Source organism: Kitasatospora sp. P5_F3 (genome assembly GCF_054049135.1).
Map to the genome: position 1 here is coordinate 42,270 of NZ_JBFUMY010000014.1, position 18,042 is coordinate 60,311.

At 71.1% G+C, this 18,042-nt stretch carries 19 protein-coding genes; 8 read left to right on the forward strand and 11 right to left on the reverse strand.

Going from position 1 to position 18,042, the window contains the following annotated elements:
* The first annotated feature begins 360 nt into the window (after positions 1-360).
* Positions 361-1,275, forward strand: a complete 915-nt coding sequence (locus ACXJMZ_RS12310) for an SDR family oxidoreductase (protein ID WP_457030045.1) — start codon at positions 361-363, stop codon at positions 1,273-1,275.
* Positions 1,276-1,388: 113 nt separating this feature from the next.
* Positions 1,389-2,452 (forward strand): IS630 family transposase gene (locus ACXJMZ_RS12315; protein ID WP_457030046.1). Its coding sequence is split into 2 segments (ribosomal slippage): positions 1,389-1,836 and positions 1,836-2,452, totalling 1,065 coding nucleotides; the frame shifts between segments, so codons are not numbered across the junction.
* 3 nt (positions 2,453-2,455) lie between these two features.
* On the opposite strand, the gene ACXJMZ_RS12320 is transcribed toward ACXJMZ_RS12315, so the two are convergent.
* Entirely contained in the window at positions 2,456-2,950 is a 495-nt protein-coding gene (locus tag ACXJMZ_RS12320) for a hypothetical protein (protein ID WP_457030047.1), read from the reverse strand.
* Between the two features lie 93 nt (positions 2,951-3,043).
* Here ACXJMZ_RS12320 and ACXJMZ_RS12325 point away from each other — a divergent pair, with 93 nt between their 5' ends.
* Complete coding sequence (locus tag ACXJMZ_RS12325; protein WP_457030048.1) at positions 3,044-3,436, forward strand: hypothetical protein; 393 nt, start codon at positions 3,044-3,046, stop codon at positions 3,434-3,436.
* A gap of 30 nt (positions 3,437-3,466) precedes the next feature.
* On the opposite strand, the gene menC is transcribed toward ACXJMZ_RS12325, so the two are convergent.
* The 4 genes from menC to ACXJMZ_RS12345 form a co-directional block, all read right to left on the reverse strand.
* Complete coding sequence (gene menC / locus ACXJMZ_RS12330; protein WP_457030049.1) at positions 3,467-4,651, reverse strand: o-succinylbenzoate synthase; 1,185 nt, start codon at positions 4,649-4,651, stop codon at positions 3,467-3,469.
* 89 nt (positions 4,652-4,740) lie between these two features.
* Positions 4,741-6,306 (reverse strand): UDP-N-acetylmuramoyl-L-alanyl-D-glutamate--2,6-diaminopimelate ligase, encoded by a 1,566-nt coding sequence (locus ACXJMZ_RS12335; RefSeq protein ID WP_457030050.1) that lies wholly within the window; start codon positions 6,304-6,306, stop codon positions 4,741-4,743.
* Between the two features lie 67 nt (positions 6,307-6,373).
* Positions 6,374-6,967, reverse strand: a complete 594-nt coding sequence (locus ACXJMZ_RS12340) for a maltokinase N-terminal cap-like domain-containing protein (protein WP_457030051.1) — start codon at positions 6,965-6,967, stop codon at positions 6,374-6,376.
* A gap of 87 nt (positions 6,968-7,054) precedes the next feature.
* The gene (locus ACXJMZ_RS12345; RefSeq protein WP_457030130.1) at positions 7,055-7,918 is read right to left on the reverse strand and encodes an alpha/beta fold hydrolase; all 864 of its coding nucleotides are present in this window, start codon (positions 7,916-7,918) and stop codon (positions 7,055-7,057) included.
* 310 nt (positions 7,919-8,228) lie between these two features.
* On the opposite strand from ACXJMZ_RS12345, the gene ACXJMZ_RS12350 reads away from it, so the two are divergent.
* Complete coding sequence (locus ACXJMZ_RS12350) at positions 8,229-8,501, forward strand: hypothetical protein (protein ID WP_457030052.1); 273 nt, start codon at positions 8,229-8,231, stop codon at positions 8,499-8,501.
* 121 nt (positions 8,502-8,622) lie between these two features.
* On the opposite strand, the gene ACXJMZ_RS12355 is transcribed toward ACXJMZ_RS12350, so the two are convergent.
* Positions 8,623-9,633, reverse strand: coding sequence for a hypothetical protein (locus ACXJMZ_RS12355; RefSeq protein WP_457030053.1), 1,011 nt, complete (start codon positions 9,631-9,633; stop codon positions 8,623-8,625).
* A gap of 125 nt (positions 9,634-9,758) precedes the next feature.
* The gene (locus ACXJMZ_RS12360; RefSeq protein ID WP_457030054.1) at positions 9,759-10,448 is read right to left on the reverse strand and encodes a pyridoxine/pyridoxamine 5'-phosphate oxidase; all 690 of its coding nucleotides are present in this window, start codon (positions 10,446-10,448) and stop codon (positions 9,759-9,761) included.
* A gap of 92 nt (positions 10,449-10,540) precedes the next feature.
* Between ACXJMZ_RS12360 and ACXJMZ_RS12365 the strand changes: the two genes are divergently transcribed.
* On the forward strand, positions 10,541-11,467 hold the full coding sequence (locus ACXJMZ_RS12365; RefSeq protein ID WP_457030055.1) for a pseudouridine synthase: 927 nt from the start codon (positions 10,541-10,543) through the stop codon (positions 11,465-11,467).
* Between the two features lie 15 nt (positions 11,468-11,482).
* On the opposite strand, the gene ACXJMZ_RS12370 is transcribed toward ACXJMZ_RS12365, so the two are convergent.
* Positions 11,483-12,283 (reverse strand): alpha/beta fold hydrolase, encoded by an 801-nt coding sequence (locus ACXJMZ_RS12370; RefSeq protein ID WP_457030056.1) that lies wholly within the window; start codon positions 12,281-12,283, stop codon positions 11,483-11,485.
* Between the two features lie 61 nt (positions 12,284-12,344).
* Between ACXJMZ_RS12370 and ACXJMZ_RS12375 the strand changes: the two genes are divergently transcribed.
* A complete protein-coding gene (locus ACXJMZ_RS12375) occupies positions 12,345-12,770 on the forward strand; it encodes a MarR family winged helix-turn-helix transcriptional regulator (protein WP_457030057.1) in 426 nt (141 codons plus the stop codon).
* Between the two features lie 116 nt (positions 12,771-12,886).
* Here the strand turns inward: ACXJMZ_RS12375 and ACXJMZ_RS12380 are convergent, their stop codons facing one another.
* On the reverse strand, positions 12,887-13,822 hold the full coding sequence (locus ACXJMZ_RS12380; RefSeq protein ID WP_457030058.1) for a hypothetical protein: 936 nt from the start codon (positions 13,820-13,822) through the stop codon (positions 12,887-12,889).
* Positions 13,823-14,007: 185 nt separating this feature from the next.
* Between ACXJMZ_RS12380 and ACXJMZ_RS12385 the strand changes: the two genes are divergently transcribed.
* Together ACXJMZ_RS12385 and ACXJMZ_RS12390 are read left to right on the forward strand one after the other, a co-directional pair.
* Entirely contained in the window at positions 14,008-14,556 is a 549-nt protein-coding gene (locus tag ACXJMZ_RS12385) for an SMI1/KNR4 family protein (protein ID WP_457030059.1), read from the forward strand.
* Between the two features lie 299 nt (positions 14,557-14,855).
* Positions 14,856-16,022 (forward strand): transglycosylase SLT domain-containing protein, encoded by a 1,167-nt coding sequence (locus tag ACXJMZ_RS12390; RefSeq protein ID WP_457030060.1) that lies wholly within the window; start codon positions 14,856-14,858, stop codon positions 16,020-16,022.
* A gap of 93 nt (positions 16,023-16,115) precedes the next feature.
* On the opposite strand, the gene ACXJMZ_RS12395 is transcribed toward ACXJMZ_RS12390, so the two are convergent.
* A complete protein-coding gene (locus tag ACXJMZ_RS12395) occupies positions 16,116-17,042 on the reverse strand; it encodes an AurF N-oxygenase family protein (protein WP_457030061.1) in 927 nt (308 codons plus the stop codon).
* Between the two features lie 96 nt (positions 17,043-17,138).
* The gene (locus ACXJMZ_RS12400) at positions 17,139-18,014 is read right to left on the reverse strand and encodes a hypothetical protein (protein WP_457030062.1); all 876 of its coding nucleotides are present in this window, start codon (positions 18,012-18,014) and stop codon (positions 17,139-17,141) included.
* Positions 18,015-18,042: the final 28 nt, after the last annotated feature.

Here is an 18,042-nt window from a genome sequence, read left to right on the forward strand (position 1 = left end):
TGGCCGTACGGGGCGACGCGCCCGGGCCCGCCCGGTCGGCGCGGACCCTCGGGTCCGCGCGTGGGCGCGCCGTGCCGCATCCCCTCGCAGTCCGCGGCGAGTTGTCGGGAGGTCAGCGCCGCCGAGGGCGATCGGGCTCACGGACCCTCAGGGGCCCGTCCACCGTTGCGGGTCAGCGCCGGACTTCCACCGGACTTTCCCCTCGGGACGCTCCGGCAGCATAACAACACCGCCCGGCCGGGTAAGGGGCCGTCAGCTGTGGTGCCCGGCACATCAGTCGGCGTTCGGCCGCGCTCCCGCTGGTCCTGCCACCCGTCGCGTAGCTTGGTGGCACCTGGAGCGAAGGGTGGCGGTGGCACCATGGCAGGAGCACTCGACGGCAAGGTCGCGCTGGTCGCAGGGGCGACCAGGGGCGCGGGGCGGGGCATCGCCGTCCAGCTCGGCGCCGCCGGGGCGACCGTCTACGTGACGGGCCGCAGCACCCGGGGCCGACGCTCGGAGTACGACCTCCCCGAGACCATCGAGGACACCGCCGAGTTGGTCACGGCGGCCGGCGGGCACGGCATCGCGGTGGTGACAGACCATCTGGTCCCCGCGCAGGTTGCCGCGTTGGTGCAGCGGATCGACACCGAGCAGGGCCGGCTCGACGTGCTGGTGAACGACATCTGGGGCGGCGAACGGCTCTTCGAGTGGAACAGCACCGTCTGGGAGCACGACCTCGACAACGGCCTGCGCCTGCTCCGGCTCGCCGTGGAGACCCACGCCATCACCAGCCACCACGCACTGCCGCTGCTGCTGCGCACGCCGGGCGGCCTGGTGGTCGAGATGACCGACGGCACCGAGGAGTACAACCGCACCCGCTACCGGGTCTCCTTCTTCTACGACCTGGCCAAGTCCGCCGTACTCCGGATGGCCTTCTCCCTCGGCCACGACCTGGGCCCGCGCGGCGCCACCGCCGTGGCCCTGACCCCCGGCTGGCTGCGCTCGGAACTGATGCTCGCCACCTTCGGCGTCACCGAGCAGAACTGGCGGGACGCGATCGCCGAGGTGCCCCACTTCGGCATCTCCGAGACCCCCTCGTACGTAGGCCGCGCGGTGGCCGCCCTGGCCGCCGACCCCGACGTCGCCCGCTGGAACGGCCAGTCCCTCTCCAGCGGCCAACTCGCCCGGGTCTACGGGTTCACCGACCTCGACGGCAGCCGACCCGACGCCTGGCGCTACATGCTCGAGGTCCAGGACCCCGGCCTCCCCGCCGACCCCACCGGCTACCGCTGAGCGCTCCCCGGGCCCGACGGCTCCCTCACCCTGGCATCCTGTACTGAACTTGATTGGGTGATGTCGGTGCCGTTTGCCTGACGGCGGTTGCTCGGCTGCGGTAGCTGTGGGCTATGAGGTATGCGCAGGGCGGCGGGTTGACCGACGCTGGGAGGGCTGTCCGGGAGCGGGTGCGGCTGCAGGCAGTGGAGCGCTTCGAGGGCGGGCAGAAGAACCGGGAGATCGCTGCCGCGTTGCGGGTGAGTGAGCGGTCCGTGGAGCGGTGGCGCCGGCAGTGGCGCCAGCGAGGAGAGGCCGGGGTTCTGCCCAAGGGTTCGCCGGGGCGCCCTCGGCTCGGAGATGCTCAGATCGCCAGGCTGGAGCGGGAGTTGGAGCGCGGGCCGCTGGTTCATGGTTGGGCCGATCAGCGCTGGACGCTGGCGCGGGTGAAGACGTTGATCCGTCGGTTGTTCCATGTGAGCTACACGGTGGAGGGCACCTGGCGGCTGCTGAAGCGGCACGGCTGGTCGTGGCAGCAGCCGGCCCGCCGGGCGATCGAACGCGACGACGCCGCAGTGGAGTTGTGGAAGAAGGAGGTCCGGCCGCGGGTAAAAGCACCGCGGCGGGTCGCGGCGCCTGGATCGTCTTCGAGGACGAGGCCGGGCAGTCGATGACACCGCCGCGCGCCAGAACCTGGGGCCGCGTTGGGCACACACCCGTCATCCGCGTGCGCGGCCGGGGAGCCGGCCGGGTCTCGATGGCGGGCATGGCCTGCTACAAACCGGGCGAACGATCCCGGCTGATCTACGCAATCCGCGAGTACCGAGGCCGCAAGGACGAGCCCAAGGGCTTCGGCTGGCGCGACTTCAGGGACCTGATCGTCCGCGCCCGCATCCAGCTCGGCGGACCGATCGTGCTCGTCTGGGACAACGCTCGCATCCACCTCGTTCCGCCGCTTCGGGCGTTCTTCGAAGCGAACTCGCACTGGCTGACGGTGTTCCAACTGCCCACGTACGCACCGGATCTCAACCCGCAGGAGGGCATCTGGTCGCTGGTCAAGCGCGACATCGGCAACCTGGCCGCCGCCGACCTCGGCCAGGTCACCCGCGCAGTGAAGCGCAAGCTCAAGATGCTCCAGTACCGGCCGGAGGCCATCGACGGCTGTCTGAGGGGCACCGGCCTGACCCTGCCGGCGTGACCGTCAGAAGAAGCCGAAGAAGCGAGCCCACCAGGTGGGCCGCCGAACGTGCCAGGGCAGTCGACTCGGCCCGTCGTAGTCGCTCTCCAGCAGTTCCTCGGCAACCACGACATAGCCGAGCTCGACCAGCGCCCGGCCGACCTTGGCAAGGTCAGCGCCGTCCAGCTCGCCTTCGGCCTGGGCTTCCTCCGTTCCCAGGAAGGCGCCCGGGTTGTCGGCGCAGACCAGAGCCAGTGAGCCGAACTTGCTCACGCAGACGACGATCCGGGTTCCGCAGACGGTTGCGTCCCCGGGCACGACGACGCGTCCGTACTCGCTGGAGTCCTGGGTGTCCTGCTCGGCCGTGCAGGGAGCTGCGAAGTCGCCTTCGAGCCGAGCCACCAGAGCACCGAAATGGACTGCGGTCTCGCCACGGTCGTAGTGCTGCGGCCACTCCAGCCACTCCGGATCATCGAGCTTGCGCAGCAACGCCAGCAGATCCGCTTCGCTCTCGGTCATGCGCCCATCTTGACGCAGCAGCCAACCGCGGGGCAGCCCCGGGCACCACCACGCTCACCGCTGCCCGACATCACCCATTCAAGTTCAGTAGCGATGTCGAAGAAGCGTGCCACGACCTTGGCCGAGATGCTCACGGCCCTGGGGCCGGCCCCGGCGGAACAGTCGGGCGGCCAGTACCTCCAGTCCCCGGTGCAGGAGCGTGGCTTCACCGACGCCGCCGGCTGCCACTGGCGGCTCGTCCGTGGTCCGCTCGACCCTCGCCGGGCCAAGCGGCTCGCGGTCGACGCCGCCGTGATGTCGATGGGTGACCACTACGACGAGAACGCCGGGATGCGGTTTCCCCGCTTCCTCCCGGAACACGAGCGCCCGGCCGCCTGGTTGGTGGCGAAGTCCCGGTTCGGCGCTGCCGACCTGCTGGTTCACGAGGCGTACGAGTTCGTCGCCGACGACGGCCGTGTCCTGCTCTACATCGAGACCTACTGCTGAGCGTCACCCGACCCGCCGCGACCTGACCGGCTACCGGTGACTGCCCGTCAGTGTGGCACTGCGCAGGAGGTGGCTCTGGAGGGCCGCCTGGTCGATCTCGACGCCCAGGCCGAGGCCGGTCGGGACGGCCACCGTGCCGCCGGTGGCGCGGATCGGCGGCTGCACCACGTCCGCGCTGAAGTACCGGTCGGAGCCGGAGAGGTCGCCGGGGAAGGTGAAGCCGGGGAGTGCGGCGAGTGCGAGGTTCGCGGCCCGGCCGATGCCGAACTCGTGCATCCCGCCGCACCAGACCGGCACGCCCGCCTGCTCGCACAGGTCGTGGACGGCGCGGGCCTCGGTCAGGCCGCCGAGGCGGGAGACCTTGATGTTGACGATCCGTCCGGCTCCCAGGGCGAGGGCGGTCCGTGCGGTGTGCACGGTGGTGACGGACTCGTCCAGGCAGATCGGGGTGGCCAGTTCGCTCTGCAGGCGGGCGTGGGCGAGCAGGTCGTCGGCGGGAAAGGGCTGTTCGATCATCGTCAGGCCGTGGCCGTCCAGCTCCCGCAGGACCGCGCGGTGCGACGGGCGCTCCCGGTAGGCGCCGTTGGCATCCACCTGGAGCGGGGTGTCCGGGAAGCGGTCGCGGACGGCTGCCACCGGCGCGGTGTCCCACCCGGGGGCGATCTTGAGCTTGACCCGCCGGTAGCCCTGCGCCACGAACCGGTCGACCTGGTCGAGCAGTTCGTCGATGCCGGGCTCGATGCCGAGGCTGACACCGACCTCGACCCGTGGCGCGGCGGCGCCGAGGCTGTCCGCCAGGGAGCGGTCCAGCCGGCGGGCGAACAGGTCCCAGCAGGCGATGTCCAGCGTCGCGCGGGCGAAGTGGTTGCCCTGGACGTGGCCCCAGGCCGCCGTCAGGTCGGTGGGATGCTGCCAGTCGGTGGCCAGCAGGGCCGGGGCGAAGTAGTCGTTCAGGGCGTTCCAGCAGCTGCGGAGGTTCTCCGGCCCGAAGAAGGGGTCGGTCGGGCTGGCGCACTCCCCCCAGCCGGTGGCGCCGTCCTGGTCGGTGATCCGGGCCAGGATGTGGTCGAGGTGGTCCTTGCGGTGACTGCTGGTGGTGAAGGGGCGGATCAGCGGCAGCCGGACCACGAACAGGTCGACGCGCGCGATCCGGATGGTGTCGAGGACCGGTCCCGGTGCGGGTATCGCGAGGGGCAGGGCGGGTGAGGCGAGCAAGGGTTCTCCGAGGTCGGGTGGTCGGGGAGGGCGAGGGTGCGCGGTCCGCGTCGGCACCGACCCCTCAGGTCGCGCCAACAGCCTTACTGCTAGCGGCAGTTGGCTGCACCGGCAGTGTCCCGTGCGGCCGTGATCGCCGCCCTCAGTACCGCCCGGTCGTCGAACGGAAGGCTCACGGCACCGATCTGCTGGCCGCTCTCGTGGCCCTTCCCGGCGATCAGCACGGTGTCACCGGCGTCCGCACGGGCCACCACGGCGGCGATGGCCTCGGCGCGGTCCGCGACGACCAGGAGCTCGCCCCGTTCGGCGTCGGGCACGGCGGCCGCACCCGCACGCATCGTGGCCAGGATCGCCAGCGGGTCCTCGGAGCGGGGGTTGTCGGTGGTCAGGACGGCGGTGTCGGCGAACCGGGCGGCGACCTCGCCCATCACGGCCCGCTTGGCGGTGTCGCGGTCGCCGCCGCAGCCGATCACCACGTGCAGCCGTCCCGGGGTGACCGCCCGAAGTGTCGTCAGGACGGCCCGCAGCGCGTCGGGTTGGTGGGCGTAGTCCACCACGGCCAGGTAGGGCTGCCCGGCCTCGACGCGTTCCACCCGCCCCGGTACGCCGGCCACCGCACCGATCCCGGCCACCACCCGGGCCAGCGGCAGGCCGGCGGTGGCCAGGGCCGCGACGGCGCCCAGGGCGTTGGCCACGTTGTAGCCGCCGGGCAGCGCGATCCGGACCTCCGCCCAGGCTCCGCCGGGACCGAGCACCCGGAACGTCGAACCGCCCGCCAGCAGGACGGTGTCCACCGCGCGCCAGTCCGCTCCGGGGTCGCCCTCGGCGGAGAACGTCACCACGGGCACGCCCGCCTCCCCCGCCAGCCTGCGCCCGTGGGGGTCGTCGATGTTGACCACCGCGCGCCGGCACCGGTCCGGGGTGAACAGGGCCGCCTTCGCACGGTAGTAGTCCGCCATGTCGGGATGGAAGTCCAGGTGATCGTGCGTCAGGTTGGTGAAGACCGCGACGTCCAGCACCAGGGCGTCCACCCGGCCCAGGCGCAGCGCGTGGCTGGACACCTCCATCGCCAGCGCGTCCGCGCCGCGCTCCGCCATCACCGCCAGCAGCGCGTACAGCTGCGGCGCCTCCGGGGTGGTCAGCTCACCGGCGAACCGCTCGGCACCGAGCCGTCGCTCCACCGTGCCCAGCAGGCCGGGGGTCCGGCCGGCACCGATCAGGCCGCCCTCCAGCAGGTAGCAGCTGGTCGTCTTCCCGTTGGTGCCGGTCACCCCGAAGCTCAACAGGCCGTCCGCCGCCCGACCGTAGAACCAGCTGGACAGCTCCGCCAGCCGCGACCGCAGACCGGCCACCACCAGCACCGGCAACCCGCACCCGCCCACCCGCTCCGCTGCGGCCGCCTCCGCAAGTACGGCCACCGCCCCGGCCGCTCGCGCCGCCGCCACCGCCTCCCGGGCATCCGCCCGGCTGTCCGGCAGGATCACGTACAGGTCGCCCGGGAGGACTGCGGAGTGACTGTGCGTGATACCCGTGACCAGGACGTCGGCCGGAGTCCCGGGGATACCCAGGAGCTCGGCTATCGACGCGATCGGGACGGTGCGCGGGCGCTCCGGACGGGGCAGGAGCACGGCAGAGGAGGTTTCGGTGTGTGACACGCCATGACGTTATCCCTACGAACGGCCTTCTCATGACCAGTCAGCGCGGCCCGTCGAACCGGCCGTGCTACGGGACGGCCGTCGCGAAGACGGCGCGAGCGGCGGTGCCGTCCGGCCGGACCCAGCCCGCGACGACCTGGCCCGTACCGGCTTCGCCCGGGAGTTCGCTGGCCGGCTCCTCCAACGGCCGCAGGACGTGAAGGACTTCGTAGCTGAAGGCGTCCCCGGCGGTGACCGGGTACACCGTGACGGTCGGGTCCGGGGCGTCGCTCTCGCTCTGCTTCTGCGGCACGGCCCGCCCGCCCAACAGGGCCGCCAGCTCGGTCATGAGCACCGGGTCGGCGGTTCCGTCGTAGATCCACCTGGTGCCCAGCACCCCGTGCTCGGAGATACCGATCAGCCCCGATCCCGGCCCGGTTCCGTTCGGCGCACCGCGGTAGCTCATCGGCACCAGGTAGGCCACCGGATCGGGCCCCGCCGTGTCCACCACCACCAGGAACTCGATCCCCACCTCGCCCTCGGGATCGTCCAGCCGGAACCCGCCGGCCCTGACCAGCTCGGGCGCCCGGCCCGAGCCGAGGTACCAGGACTGCTGCGGCAGCCAGGCGGTGAGCAGCTCGAGCTTGCCGGGCTTCATGCTGGTGTTGTGGACGACGGCCATCGGGGCTCCTTCTCGCCAGGTGGGCTGCGAGGCTATCAGCCCCCGTCCGACCCCCGGCGGCCCGAACTACCGCTGCCGAGTGGGTGATTACCGGCTCTGGAGCGCGAGCATCGCCGTGGCGACCTCATCGGCCGCCGCGTCGGGGATCGCGGTCGCGGCCTGTTCGAGCACCAGCAGCCGTGCACCGGGGATCTCGCGCGCGAGTGCCTCGCCGTTGCCGACCGGAAAGAACCGGTTGTGGCGGCCGTGCACCACGAGCGCCGGAATCGCCAGCTCGGGCAGGCGCTCCCGCCACCGCGGCTTGCAGTCGAGCTTGGCGAACACCAGGCCCATCTGATTGGCCGTCTGGACCGCGGGCTCCGTGCTCGGCGTGCGGTCGAAGACGCGCTCGGCGGTGGCGCGTGCCGCAGCGGGATCGTCGCCGAGGATCTCCGCTCTGGCGGCGGCGAACTCCGCCACGGCAGCGCGGTCGGCCCAGTCGGGCCTCGGGAGCGCGAACCCTCGCTTCATGACCGCCTCGTCGTGGTCGGGCAGATCGTGGTCGACCGGGCCGGGGGCGACGGGCCGCGTCCCGGCCAGGGTGAGCGCCGAGAACGCGTCCGGATGGTCGAGCGCGGCGACCTGGGCGACCATCCCGCCGACGCCGATGCCCGCCAGGTGCGCCGGCCGGTCGGCGAGCCCGCGGGCGAGCGCGGCCGCGTCGGCGGCGAGATCCCGGAGCGTGTACGCGGGCGCCTCGGGGTCGACGGTCGTCGACGTGCCGGAGTCCCGCAGGTCGTAGCGCACGACGTGACGTCCGCCGCGCGCGAGCGCCTCGCAGAGCGCGTCGGGCCACGACAGCATGGTCGTGCCGCCCACGAGCAGCACGAGCGGCGCCGCCGCATCGCCGAAGTGCTCGACCCCGAGCGTGACGCCTTCGGGTGTGCGGAACGAACGGACCGTCAAGTGCATCGTCAACCTCCCGGGCAGGTACGTGACCGTGGCCACGCTACCCTCCATCGGCGACACCGCCCCCGCGTCCGGAGCTACCCGAACGCCGGTGACTTCAGCCACCCGGCCATCCGGAACCTGGGGAACCCGGTGTCGATGCTCGTGATCAACCGGGGCGACGAGCTCCTGGAGCTGATCCTCGAACCGTCCGGCCAGGACTGGGGCCCGACCGAGATGACTTGCACGGGGGGGCACATCGACTGTCATATTGGCCGCTATGCAATCCACTCGACCCACACCCCAGCAGCGATTCAGTCCCCACCCGATATCCATGCCGCGCACCACCTGGCAGCGCTTGAACCGCGCCAAGACGGACTCGGGCTGGCCGCTGCTCCTGATCAACTTCTGTTACTTCGCCGTGCTTCTCACCCTGACTCTCACCTGGACCGCCTCGGGTACCTGGCTCTACGTCTTCCCGGCCGTTGCTCTCGGCCTCGGCCTGCTGCGCACCGGGTACGTGATCCTGTGCGTCGCGCAGGGCAAGACCGGCCTGACGGCACCTGCCGCCACCGCTGCTGCCCCACGAGGTGGGCGGCACCTCTGAGCGTCCCGCTCTGCCGACGCTCCAAGGCGCCGCACCGCAGTCCGCACACCGCCAAGCCGTCCCCTCCCGCCGTCGAAAGCCCTGCATCCCAACAGGCCGACGACCGGCAGGCAACGGGTTGTCAGCCGGAGTTGCGGCCCTTGCGCCAGAGGAACAGCGCCCCGACGGCGGCGATCACCAGCAGCAGCGCGCCCGCGTGGTTCGGCTCGGCCTTCGGCTCCGGGGCGGCGCCCGGTACCGCCGGTGTGGGCGACGGGCTGGGGGCGGTGGGGGTCGGGTCGGCGGCGAGCGGGACTCGCCAGACCTCGCTCTGCTTGCCCTCGCTGCCGAACAGCAGCGAGCCGCCGTCGGCCGCGAAGGTGACCGATTCGCCCTGGCGCTGGAACGGGACGTTCACCGTCTCGGGGGCGGTGATGGTGCCGTCCTTCCAGTCGTAGAGCTTCGCCCAGAAGTAGCCGCGCAGCACCACCTTGGTACCGTCCGGCGAGAAGCCGCCGTCGGTGACCCAGGGGACGTCGGCGATGCTCTTGAAGGTGTTCACGGCGGAGATGGAGAGGCTCTCGGGGCCCTGGTACAGGTGTCCCTGGTCCTTGTCGCTCTTGCTGGCGATGTACACCCGGCCGGTCACCGGGTGGACCAGCAACGCCTCGGCGTCGCGCGGCCCGTCCGCGTACCGGACCCGGTAGCGGGTGGCCTGCACGGTCTGGTCGCCGAGTTGGGAGGGCTCGGCGAAGCGGTACAGCCAGACCTCGGGCCACTTGCCGTTGAAGTTGTCGCCGATGTCGGCCAGGTAGAGCTGGTTGTCCGGGCCGAGCGCGATCGCCTCGGCGTCCCGCAGGGTGACCCCGCGCAGGGTGACGGTGGCCAGCGTCCGGCCCTGGGAGTCGACGGCGAAGACGTACGGGCCGTCGTCGCTGTCGTTGTGCGTCCAGTAGACGCCGGGGTGCCGACGGCTCGCGGCCAGGCCGCTGGATTCGGTGATCCGCGCGTCCTGGACGGTGAACTCGCGCCGTGGGCTGCCGTCGGCGGCGGCCGGAGCGGCCGCCGGGCCGAGCACCAACAGCAGGGCAGCCGCCAGCGCCGAGGCTGGTCCGGCCGACCGGCCCCGCCGGAGGACCGATGTTCCAGGCACCCGAAGCACACGACGATCATCGCATGCGGCCGGGCCGCCGTCCCAGCCCGCCGACCGCTCGCTGACACCCGTCACGGGCGCCGGACACCGGCCGACGCCCCGGGGCGCCAGCCGCTCACGACCGCTCACGGCCAGAGCAGCCCCCGCTCCCACCCGCAGGTGGCCCGCTCGTACGCCAGCCGGATGTGCCGCCGCCCGGGGTCGCCCTGCCAGAACTCCACCGCTTCGGCGCGCAGCACGTACCGGGTCAGGCCCGGCACCGGGGCGTTCGGGTCGGCGGCCACCTCGGCGGCGGCCAGCCGCCAGGCGGACTCCAACTCACCTGCGCTGCCCAGCCGCTGGCTCTGCCGACCGACCACGGCGGCGGTGTGCCCGGCCGGGCCGACGCCTCGCTCGGCTGGCGGTGCGTCCTGCCGGCCGATCGCCTCGACCGGGCCGCGCACCCTGACCTGGCGGCCGAAGTCGGGCCAGTACGAGGTGAGCGCGGCCCAGGGGGTGACGGCGAGCTGCTCGCCCTTCGGGCTGCGCAGGTCGGCGAAGAAGCTCCAGCCGCCGGTGGCCGGGTCGATGTCGCGCAGCACCAGCACCCGGGCGTCGGGGTGGCCGTCGCCGTCCGAGGTGGAGACGGTGACCACCTGGGCGTCCGGCAGCTCGGCGGTCATCGCCTCCAGCAGCCAGGACACGTGCAGGGTAGCGGGGTCGGCCGGAGCGTCGGCCGGGTCGAAGACCGGCAGTTTCCGGTCCATCGGCGGGCGGGTGCGCAGCAGCTGACGAAGCGTCGCCAACTCCTCGCTCTGCTGGGCCGGTCGCGTCACGGTACTGCCTCCCGAGCTCGGTGTCCGGGTCCCCATTCTGCCCCGGCCCGGGGCCGGAACCGCCGTCGGCCACTCGACTACGCTGGCTCGACATGAGACGCAGATCCGCCGTACCGCCCGCCCCGCTGCCGCAGCGGCGCGGGGTCGACCCGGTCCGGCGGCGGCTGCCCGTCGAGGGTGGCTGGGCGACGGTGCGCGACTACCTGGTCGACCGGCTGCCGGTGCCGCCCGAGTTGGTCGACGCGATGTTCGCCGACGGTGCGGTGCACGGGGTGGCGGGACCGCTCCCCGCCGACGCGCCGTACCTGCCGGGCGGCTACGTCTGGTACCACCGGGAGCTGGCGCCGGAGGTGCCGGTGCCGTTCCCGCTGACGGTGCTCTACCAGGACGAGCGGATCGTGGTGGCCGACAAGCCGCACTTCCTGGCCGTCACGCCGCGCGGTCGCCACGTGGTGGAGACGGCACTGTCCCGGCTGCGGGACGAGCTGGCGCTGCCCGAACTGAGCCCGGCCCACCGGCTGGACCGGCTGACCGCCGGGCTGACGCTCTTCGTGGCGCGGCCGGAGTACCGGGGCGCCTACCAGCTGTTGTTCGCCGAGCGCCGGGTCCGCAAGGAGTACCGCGCGGTCGCACCGTTCGACCCGGGGCTGACGCTGCCCCGTACGGTGCGCAGCCACCTGGTGAAGGAGCGCGGCGAACTGACGGCCCGTGAGGTGCCGGGCGCACCGAACAGCAGCAGCGTGGTGGAACTGCTGGTACACCGGAACGGCCTGGCCGGGTACCGCCTGCTGCCCGAGACCGGCAAGACCCACCAGCTCCGGGTCCACCTGAGCGCCCTGGGCATCCCGATCCTGCACGACCCGCTCTACCCCGACGTGCTGCCCGAGACGGCCCCGGACGACTTCCGCCACCCGCTCCAACTCCTCGCCCACACCCTAGAGTTCACCGACCCGGTGACCGGCGAGCCGAGACACTTCGAGAGCACCCGCCACCTGTCGGCCTGGCCGTCAGCGGACTGACCGCTCTGTACGGCGTCACGCCGCACCGCCGGACGCGGCGCCCGTCCGGCCCAGGTGGGCCTCGATCAGCGCGAGGGTGGCCTCCGGCTGTTCGATCTGCGGCAGGTGGCCCGCCTTGGGGATGACCTCGAACCGGCCGTTGCCGAAGGCGGCGGCGTACGCCGCACCATAGACGGGAGTGACGATGCGATCGCTCTCTCCCCAGAGCACGAGGGCCGGCACTCCGATACGTCCCAGCCGGCGGAGCAGCTTGGGGTCGTGCATGTAGGGGTCGCCGGCGATGGTCCGCATGGTGGCCATGTTGGCTTGCCTGCGGGCGAGTTCGGCGCCCGGCAGGGCGGCGGGGTCGAGGTGGTACCGGTCGGGATCGTGCCAGGAATGCTCGGCCGCGCCGCGGGCGTCGAGGGCGAAGAAGTCGGTGATCGGTGCCGCTTCGACGTGCACGCCGACGGCGTCGATCAGGATCAGGCCGGTGATCACTCCCTCGGTGTCGCGCACTGCCATCTCGGCGGCGATCCAGCCGCCGAGCGAGGACCCGATGACCAGGACGTCGTGCAGTCCGCGATCGCGGAGGAGGTGCAGGTAGGTGAGGGCGAGGTCGTCGATGCCGGTGAGCCAGTCGGGGCGGTGGGTGCCGTCCCAGCCGGGGTGCACCGGGGTGATGGTGTGCGCGGTCCGGGCGAGCTGCCCGGCGAGACCGGCGACCGTGGCCGGACCCCCGCCGCCGTGCAGTATCAGGACCGGCCTGCCGACTCCCGCCTCGGACAGGGTGAGTGACAGATCGTCGGACATGAGTGTGGTGCGTTCTGCTGACATGCCATCACAGTAACTAAAGATGCTTATATAAGCTAGCTTGGCTCTGGCGTAGACTCAGCCCATGCGCGATGACCTGCAAGTCCTTGGCAGGGCGGTCAAGCAAGCCCAGTACCGCCAACACCGGGCCCTCGACACCGCCCTGACCACCGTCGGCACGACACTGGCCCAGTGGGACGCCCTGCGTGCGATCGGCCGCACCCCCGGCGCTTCGGCCCGCGAGCTGGCCACGGCGACCTTCCAGAGCGAGCAGGCCTTCGGAACCCTCGTCGGCCGCCTGACGACCCGGGGCCTGGTCGAGCGCCGGCCAGGACACGGCCGACGCATCGAGCACCACCTCACCTCCGCCGGCGAACAGCTCCTGGCCGCCGGCCACGAGGTCGCCGACGACGTCCTCGCCGACTGCTTCGCCGCACTGTCGGAGGCGGACCGCACGACCCTGCTCGGACTGCTCCAGCGCCTCACCGAAGCGTCCGCCCTGGAGAGTTGAGAACGTCACCCAGTTCAGCCGTGCCCCCGCAACGCCTGTCGAGAAGATCTCCGCGAACCTGCGGGAGTCGCAGACCGAGCGCTATTCGTGTCGCTTGGTTGAGGGCACGAGGCTGATCAACCTGCCGCCGCCATCCGATGGGCCGCCGCCTCGGCAAGCAGCTGAGTGTCGGCGTCAAAGGTCTGTGCTGGAGCTCCAACACTGAGAAACATGTGCGGGCTGGTGATCCGATGCCGCACTTCAATCACCAGCTCTACTGCGACGCAGGCGTCGAACAAATGCCGATCCAGCGCCACGTCTGCGGACAGTGCGGTCTCGGTTAGGCCGTCCAAGGCGCTCGGCCCGGTGACGGCCAGGCAGCGTGCCACCCAACGCGCGGCATCGAACTCCGCTGGTCCGCTTACGCCTGCGGGGTCGATGAGCGCGAGCTCGGCACCTGATCTCAGGAGATTGAAGCCGACCGCATCACCGTGCAGCAGGACGGGCTCGATGGCGGCATCCGCGAGAACGAGCAACGCGCCTTCAGGCGAGGGCAGTCCGGACTCCCGCCAAACTCGTACGGCGTCATGAAGTCTGGGCTCAAGGAAGTCCTGCAAGCGCGCCACCGCTGTCGGCGGCGTGAGGTGTGCCTGATGGAACAACCTGACGACCTGTTCCGTGGCTGCAGCCATCTCCGTGTGCGGCAACTCAACGCCCAAGACTTTCCCCAGCAACAGGTGTGTGACATCGGGGGCATGGGCGCCGACACCGTGGTCGAGGAGAGGAGCGCACGGCACCCGATGCGCCGTCCAGGCAGCCAACGTCGCGGCCTCCGCGTGCTGGGGTTCACCGATCAGTTTCAGAACGGCGACAGATCCGTCGCTCTGCCGGACTTCGCGGAGCACGTTGGGAGACAGGGGGCTGCCGACCATCGGACCGAGATCGGTCAACTCCAAAGCCGCCAAGTAGGTGGGCAACGCCGCAGCGGCCCGCTCGAAGGAGGTCACCCTCTCCCGTCCTACGGCGTTGAGGGATTCACGCCGGTCAGCAAGCCAGGCATCCAGTTTCTGCACAGGCCATCCTCCGCACAGCTCCGGACCCGGTGCAAGGGATATTGACACAGTACGGAGGGGCATCCAGCTCACGCTCGAAAGCCCGGCTCACGAAAGGACGAGGTTAGGCGGGGCATGCGAGGTTCGTCCCCCGTTTCAAGGGTCAGCGGCGAAACGCCCGGCGAGAGCTCCCTACACTCTCCGCCATGACGACGATCGACGATTTGATACGCCTGGTGCAGCCACCCGCGAACCCGGTCCACGCGAACGGTGACTGGGCGGAGGTCGAGGCCGCCCTCGGGCTCGGGCTTCCCGCAGATTTCAAGGATCTGATCGAGCGTTACGGCTCCGGCCTGTTCGTCGATTTCATCGCACCGCTGACGCCCTTCGGCAGTCGCAACCTGCTGGTCGAGAGCGCCCGGCAGCTGCTGGACGGCGAACGGTCCTTCCGTCGGACCAATCCCGACAAGTGTCCGTATCCCTTCTACCCCGAGCCCGGCGGACTGCTGCCGTGGGCCGGCGTCGACAACGGAGCCCGGCTCTGCTGGCTCACCGAGGCGGAACCGGACAGCTGGACCGTCGTCGCATGGAGCCCACGCAGTTGGTACTACGAGGCCTACGCGATGGGGGCAGTCGAGTTCCTCCACGACCTGCTGAGCGGGCGGATCACCACCGCGGCGTTCTCCCTCGAAGACGAGGACGAGGAGGGTGACGAGTCGCTGCCGGCCCCGACCTTCGAACCCGACTGGCGGTAGCACGGCAGGATCTGAACTCGCCGCAGCCGACGGCGAGTTCACTTGACCATTCAAGAGACGCTCAGGGGTTGCATCCGCCCACGCCTGAGCGCACGGTGAATATATGGCCGTAATCCAGGCGCGCCCTCAGGTGCGGCCAGCCATCCCTCCCGTCATGTGTTGAGTTTCGCGCGCCTGCCATGGCATCGGTTGATTCCGTGGAAGCAGGTGACCGCCTCACCCCCAAAGGCGCTCTTCATCTCCCGCTCTCGTCGCTGCCCGGGATCGTCAAGGATCCGACGGGCAGGTAAGGAGTAGCCGTGAACATCAATGAGCTGAGATCCCTGGCCGAACAGGCCGGTTTCTCGGGTCAGGACGTCGGTATCGCCGCAGCCGTGGCCATGGCGGAGTCGAGCGGCAACCCGGACGCCCTCGGCGACACCACGCTGGTGGACGACAAGTGGGGACCGTCCGTCGGGCTCTGGCAGATCCGCGCCCTGCGGAAGCCCCAGTCCTACGGATTTCCCGACACCCTCCGTGTGGAGTCAGCTCTGCACGATCCCAGTAAGAACGCTGCCGCCACCTACGCCATCTTCAAGAGCGGCAACGGGTGGAAGCAGTGGAGCACCTTCACGAACGGTGCCTACCAGGCTCACCTCCAGGCTGGGCCGACACCAGGAGCATCGGGCATGAACGAACGAGATCTCGTCATCGACAAAGCGAAGTCGTACCTCGGCATCCATGAGACCGGCGACAACCGGACGGAGTTCGGCAAGGAATTCGGAGAGGACGGTGTCGCCTGGTGCGACATCTTCGTCTGGTGCATCTTCAACCGTGTCGGGCTGGTGGGCCTGCTCCCCGGCAAGTTCGACAACTGCGGGAAGTCCACCGAGGCCTGGAGGAGCGACGGTCGCTTCTCGGAGTACCCGGGCCTGGGGGCACAGGTCGTCTTCGGCCCCGGCGGTGGTGAGCACACCGGCATCGTCGTGAGCTACACCGAGACCACCGTCACCTCAGTGGAGGGCAACTGGAACGACCAGGTCTCCCTGGTCACCCGCGAACGCAGGGACTCCTACGTCTACGGGTACGGATATCCCAGGTTCGCGGAGGGGATCCGCTGCGCGGACCCCGCCTACCAGAACCAGGACGGCCAGGGCACCGGACCCACGACTCTGGAGATTCCCGTCGAGCTTCCTGAGGTGCTGTACGTCGGACAGGTCAACCACGCGGCGTCCTGGGACCCGCCGGCCGAACAGGGCCACCGCTCCTACTCCTGGCCGCAGGTGCTCCGCCTGGAGCGGGCCCTCGAATCGGAGGGGCTGCTGGCCCACCCGTTCGTCGACGGCTCCTTCGGGACGGTGACCATCGACGCGTACCGGCAGCTCCAGCTCAACCTCGGATACTCCGGCCCGGACGCCGACGGCAAGCCCGGCATGGACTCGCTGTCCTGGCTCGGCCGCAGGCACGGCTTCCGGGTCGAACCCTGAACCGGCCGTATCAATCCCGCAACAACCCCTGTCCGCACCCGCGCCGCTCGGTTCCCACCGAACGGCGCATCTCCCGTACGTCCTGACCGACCGTCAGATCACCCCGGCCGACCGGAGCAGCCAGCGGTTGGTCCGGCCGACCAGGCCGGCCCGGTCGAGGACGTCGATCGCCTTGGCGGCCATCTGCTTCTTGGTGGCGTGCCAGTGCGGGTTGTTCCGGGCGGCCTTGCGGCCGACCTTCGGGTCGATGCCGACGGCCGCGTACAGCCTGGGGTTGATCAGGCCGACGGTGGAGCGGTGCACCACCAGGCCGAGCAGCAGTTGCTCCCAACGGCGTTGCAGCGGACCGACCTTGGTGCGGACCAGTTCCTCGCGGGCGTAGGTGATGTGCCGGGACTCCTCGATCACGTGGATCCGGGAGACCTGGCGGGTGAGCGGCTGCATCGACTCGTCGTTCATCAGCTCGCGCTGGAAGGCGTCCAGGATCTCCTCGACGTACATGGTGCCGCCGAAGGTCTGGCTGTGCGTCGAGATCGCCTTGAAGAGCCGGCCGAGCTCGTGCGAGAGCCGCCCCGGACCGTACGCGGGCACGCCCATCCAGGAGATCATCTTCGCGAACATGACGGAGTGCCGGCACTCGTCCGCGATCTCGGTCAGCGCGTACTGCACGTGCGCGCTGGTCGGGTCGCGGTCGAAGGCGTGCCGCAGCAGCATCTGCATCAGGATCTCCTCGAACCAGATGCCGACGCTCGCGATGCTGGCGACCTCGTGCTTGCTGAGCTCGATCCGCTGCTCCTCGGTCAGCGCGTCCCAGAGCGGCGTGCCGTAGAGCGAGAGGTTGTGCGCCGGGCTGTAGTAGCGGCCGGGCACCGGCGGGGAGGCCCAGTCCACCTCGGTGAGCGGGTCGAAGGAGACCTTGGCGGAGGAGGCGAGCAGCCGCTCGGCGGTCCGGCGGCGCTCCTCCGGCCACTCCTCCGGGGCGGTCCTGACGGTCGGCCTGCGGCCGGCTGCGGTTGTCATCGGCTCTCTCCTCCTCGGGCTGGCCGAAGGGCACGGCGCACCCCTCTGCCCCGAGAAGCTAGAGATTATTAGACGGACCGTCAATAGTTCTGACCGTCAGGCCTCCACCGCCCGCTCCCCAGTGGGTGCGGCCGCCGCCCAGTACCCGGGGTCGAGCACCTTGCGTCCGGCCAGATCGGCCCGGACCTGGTCGGCCAGCTTGCGGGTGTCCCGGCGGTTCATGGTGGCGCCGATCCCCGCTCCGATCATCAGCGGAATCAGCGAGGGCAGCTTGCGCAGGGTGCTCCTGGTCAGCCGCTTGCGCAGCTTCTGCCGTACCTCCGAGCCGACCGCCAGCGCGGCCAGGCTCGCCGGCCGGATCAGCGCCGCCCGGTCGATCCCCCGGCCGTCGGCCCAGGCGCCGACGTACGCACCGGCCCGCTGGGTGACCGTGCCGACGGCGGGCTGCCCGTGGATCTCGTGCAGCTCGGCGATCAGTTTGATCTCCACCGCCGCGACCGAGAGCGTCTCGGCCGCGATCTCCAGCAGCATCGCGGGCGGCACCGGCAGCATCGCCGCCGCCCCGGCCCCGGCCCCGAGCGCGGCCGAGGACCGGCAGGCCCCGAGCGTGATCAGTTCGGCCAGCTCCTCCGGGGTGGCCGCCGTCGGGTGCTGCGCACGCAGGGTCGCCACGCTGCGGATCGGGATCCGCGGCGCGGCCATCAGCAGCCGGTCGGCCAGTGCCTTCCCTCCCCACCCCACCCCCTTCGCCGCCGCCAGCCCGCTGCGCCCGAGCACCCGGGTCAGCGTGCGGATCAGCTCCCTGGCCCGTTGCCCGCCCTTCCGCCGGTACCACGCCTCCCGAACGGCCGGGCTCGCCTCCGGCAGGTCGCGCTCCATCTCGGTGGCGAGCGCGGCCAGCTCGCCCGCCACGTCCTCACCGACCGGCTCGGGTACGGAGTCCTCCTGGCGGCGCCTGCGAATGAGTCCCATGACCTTCCGGGTACCCACCCGGCGACCC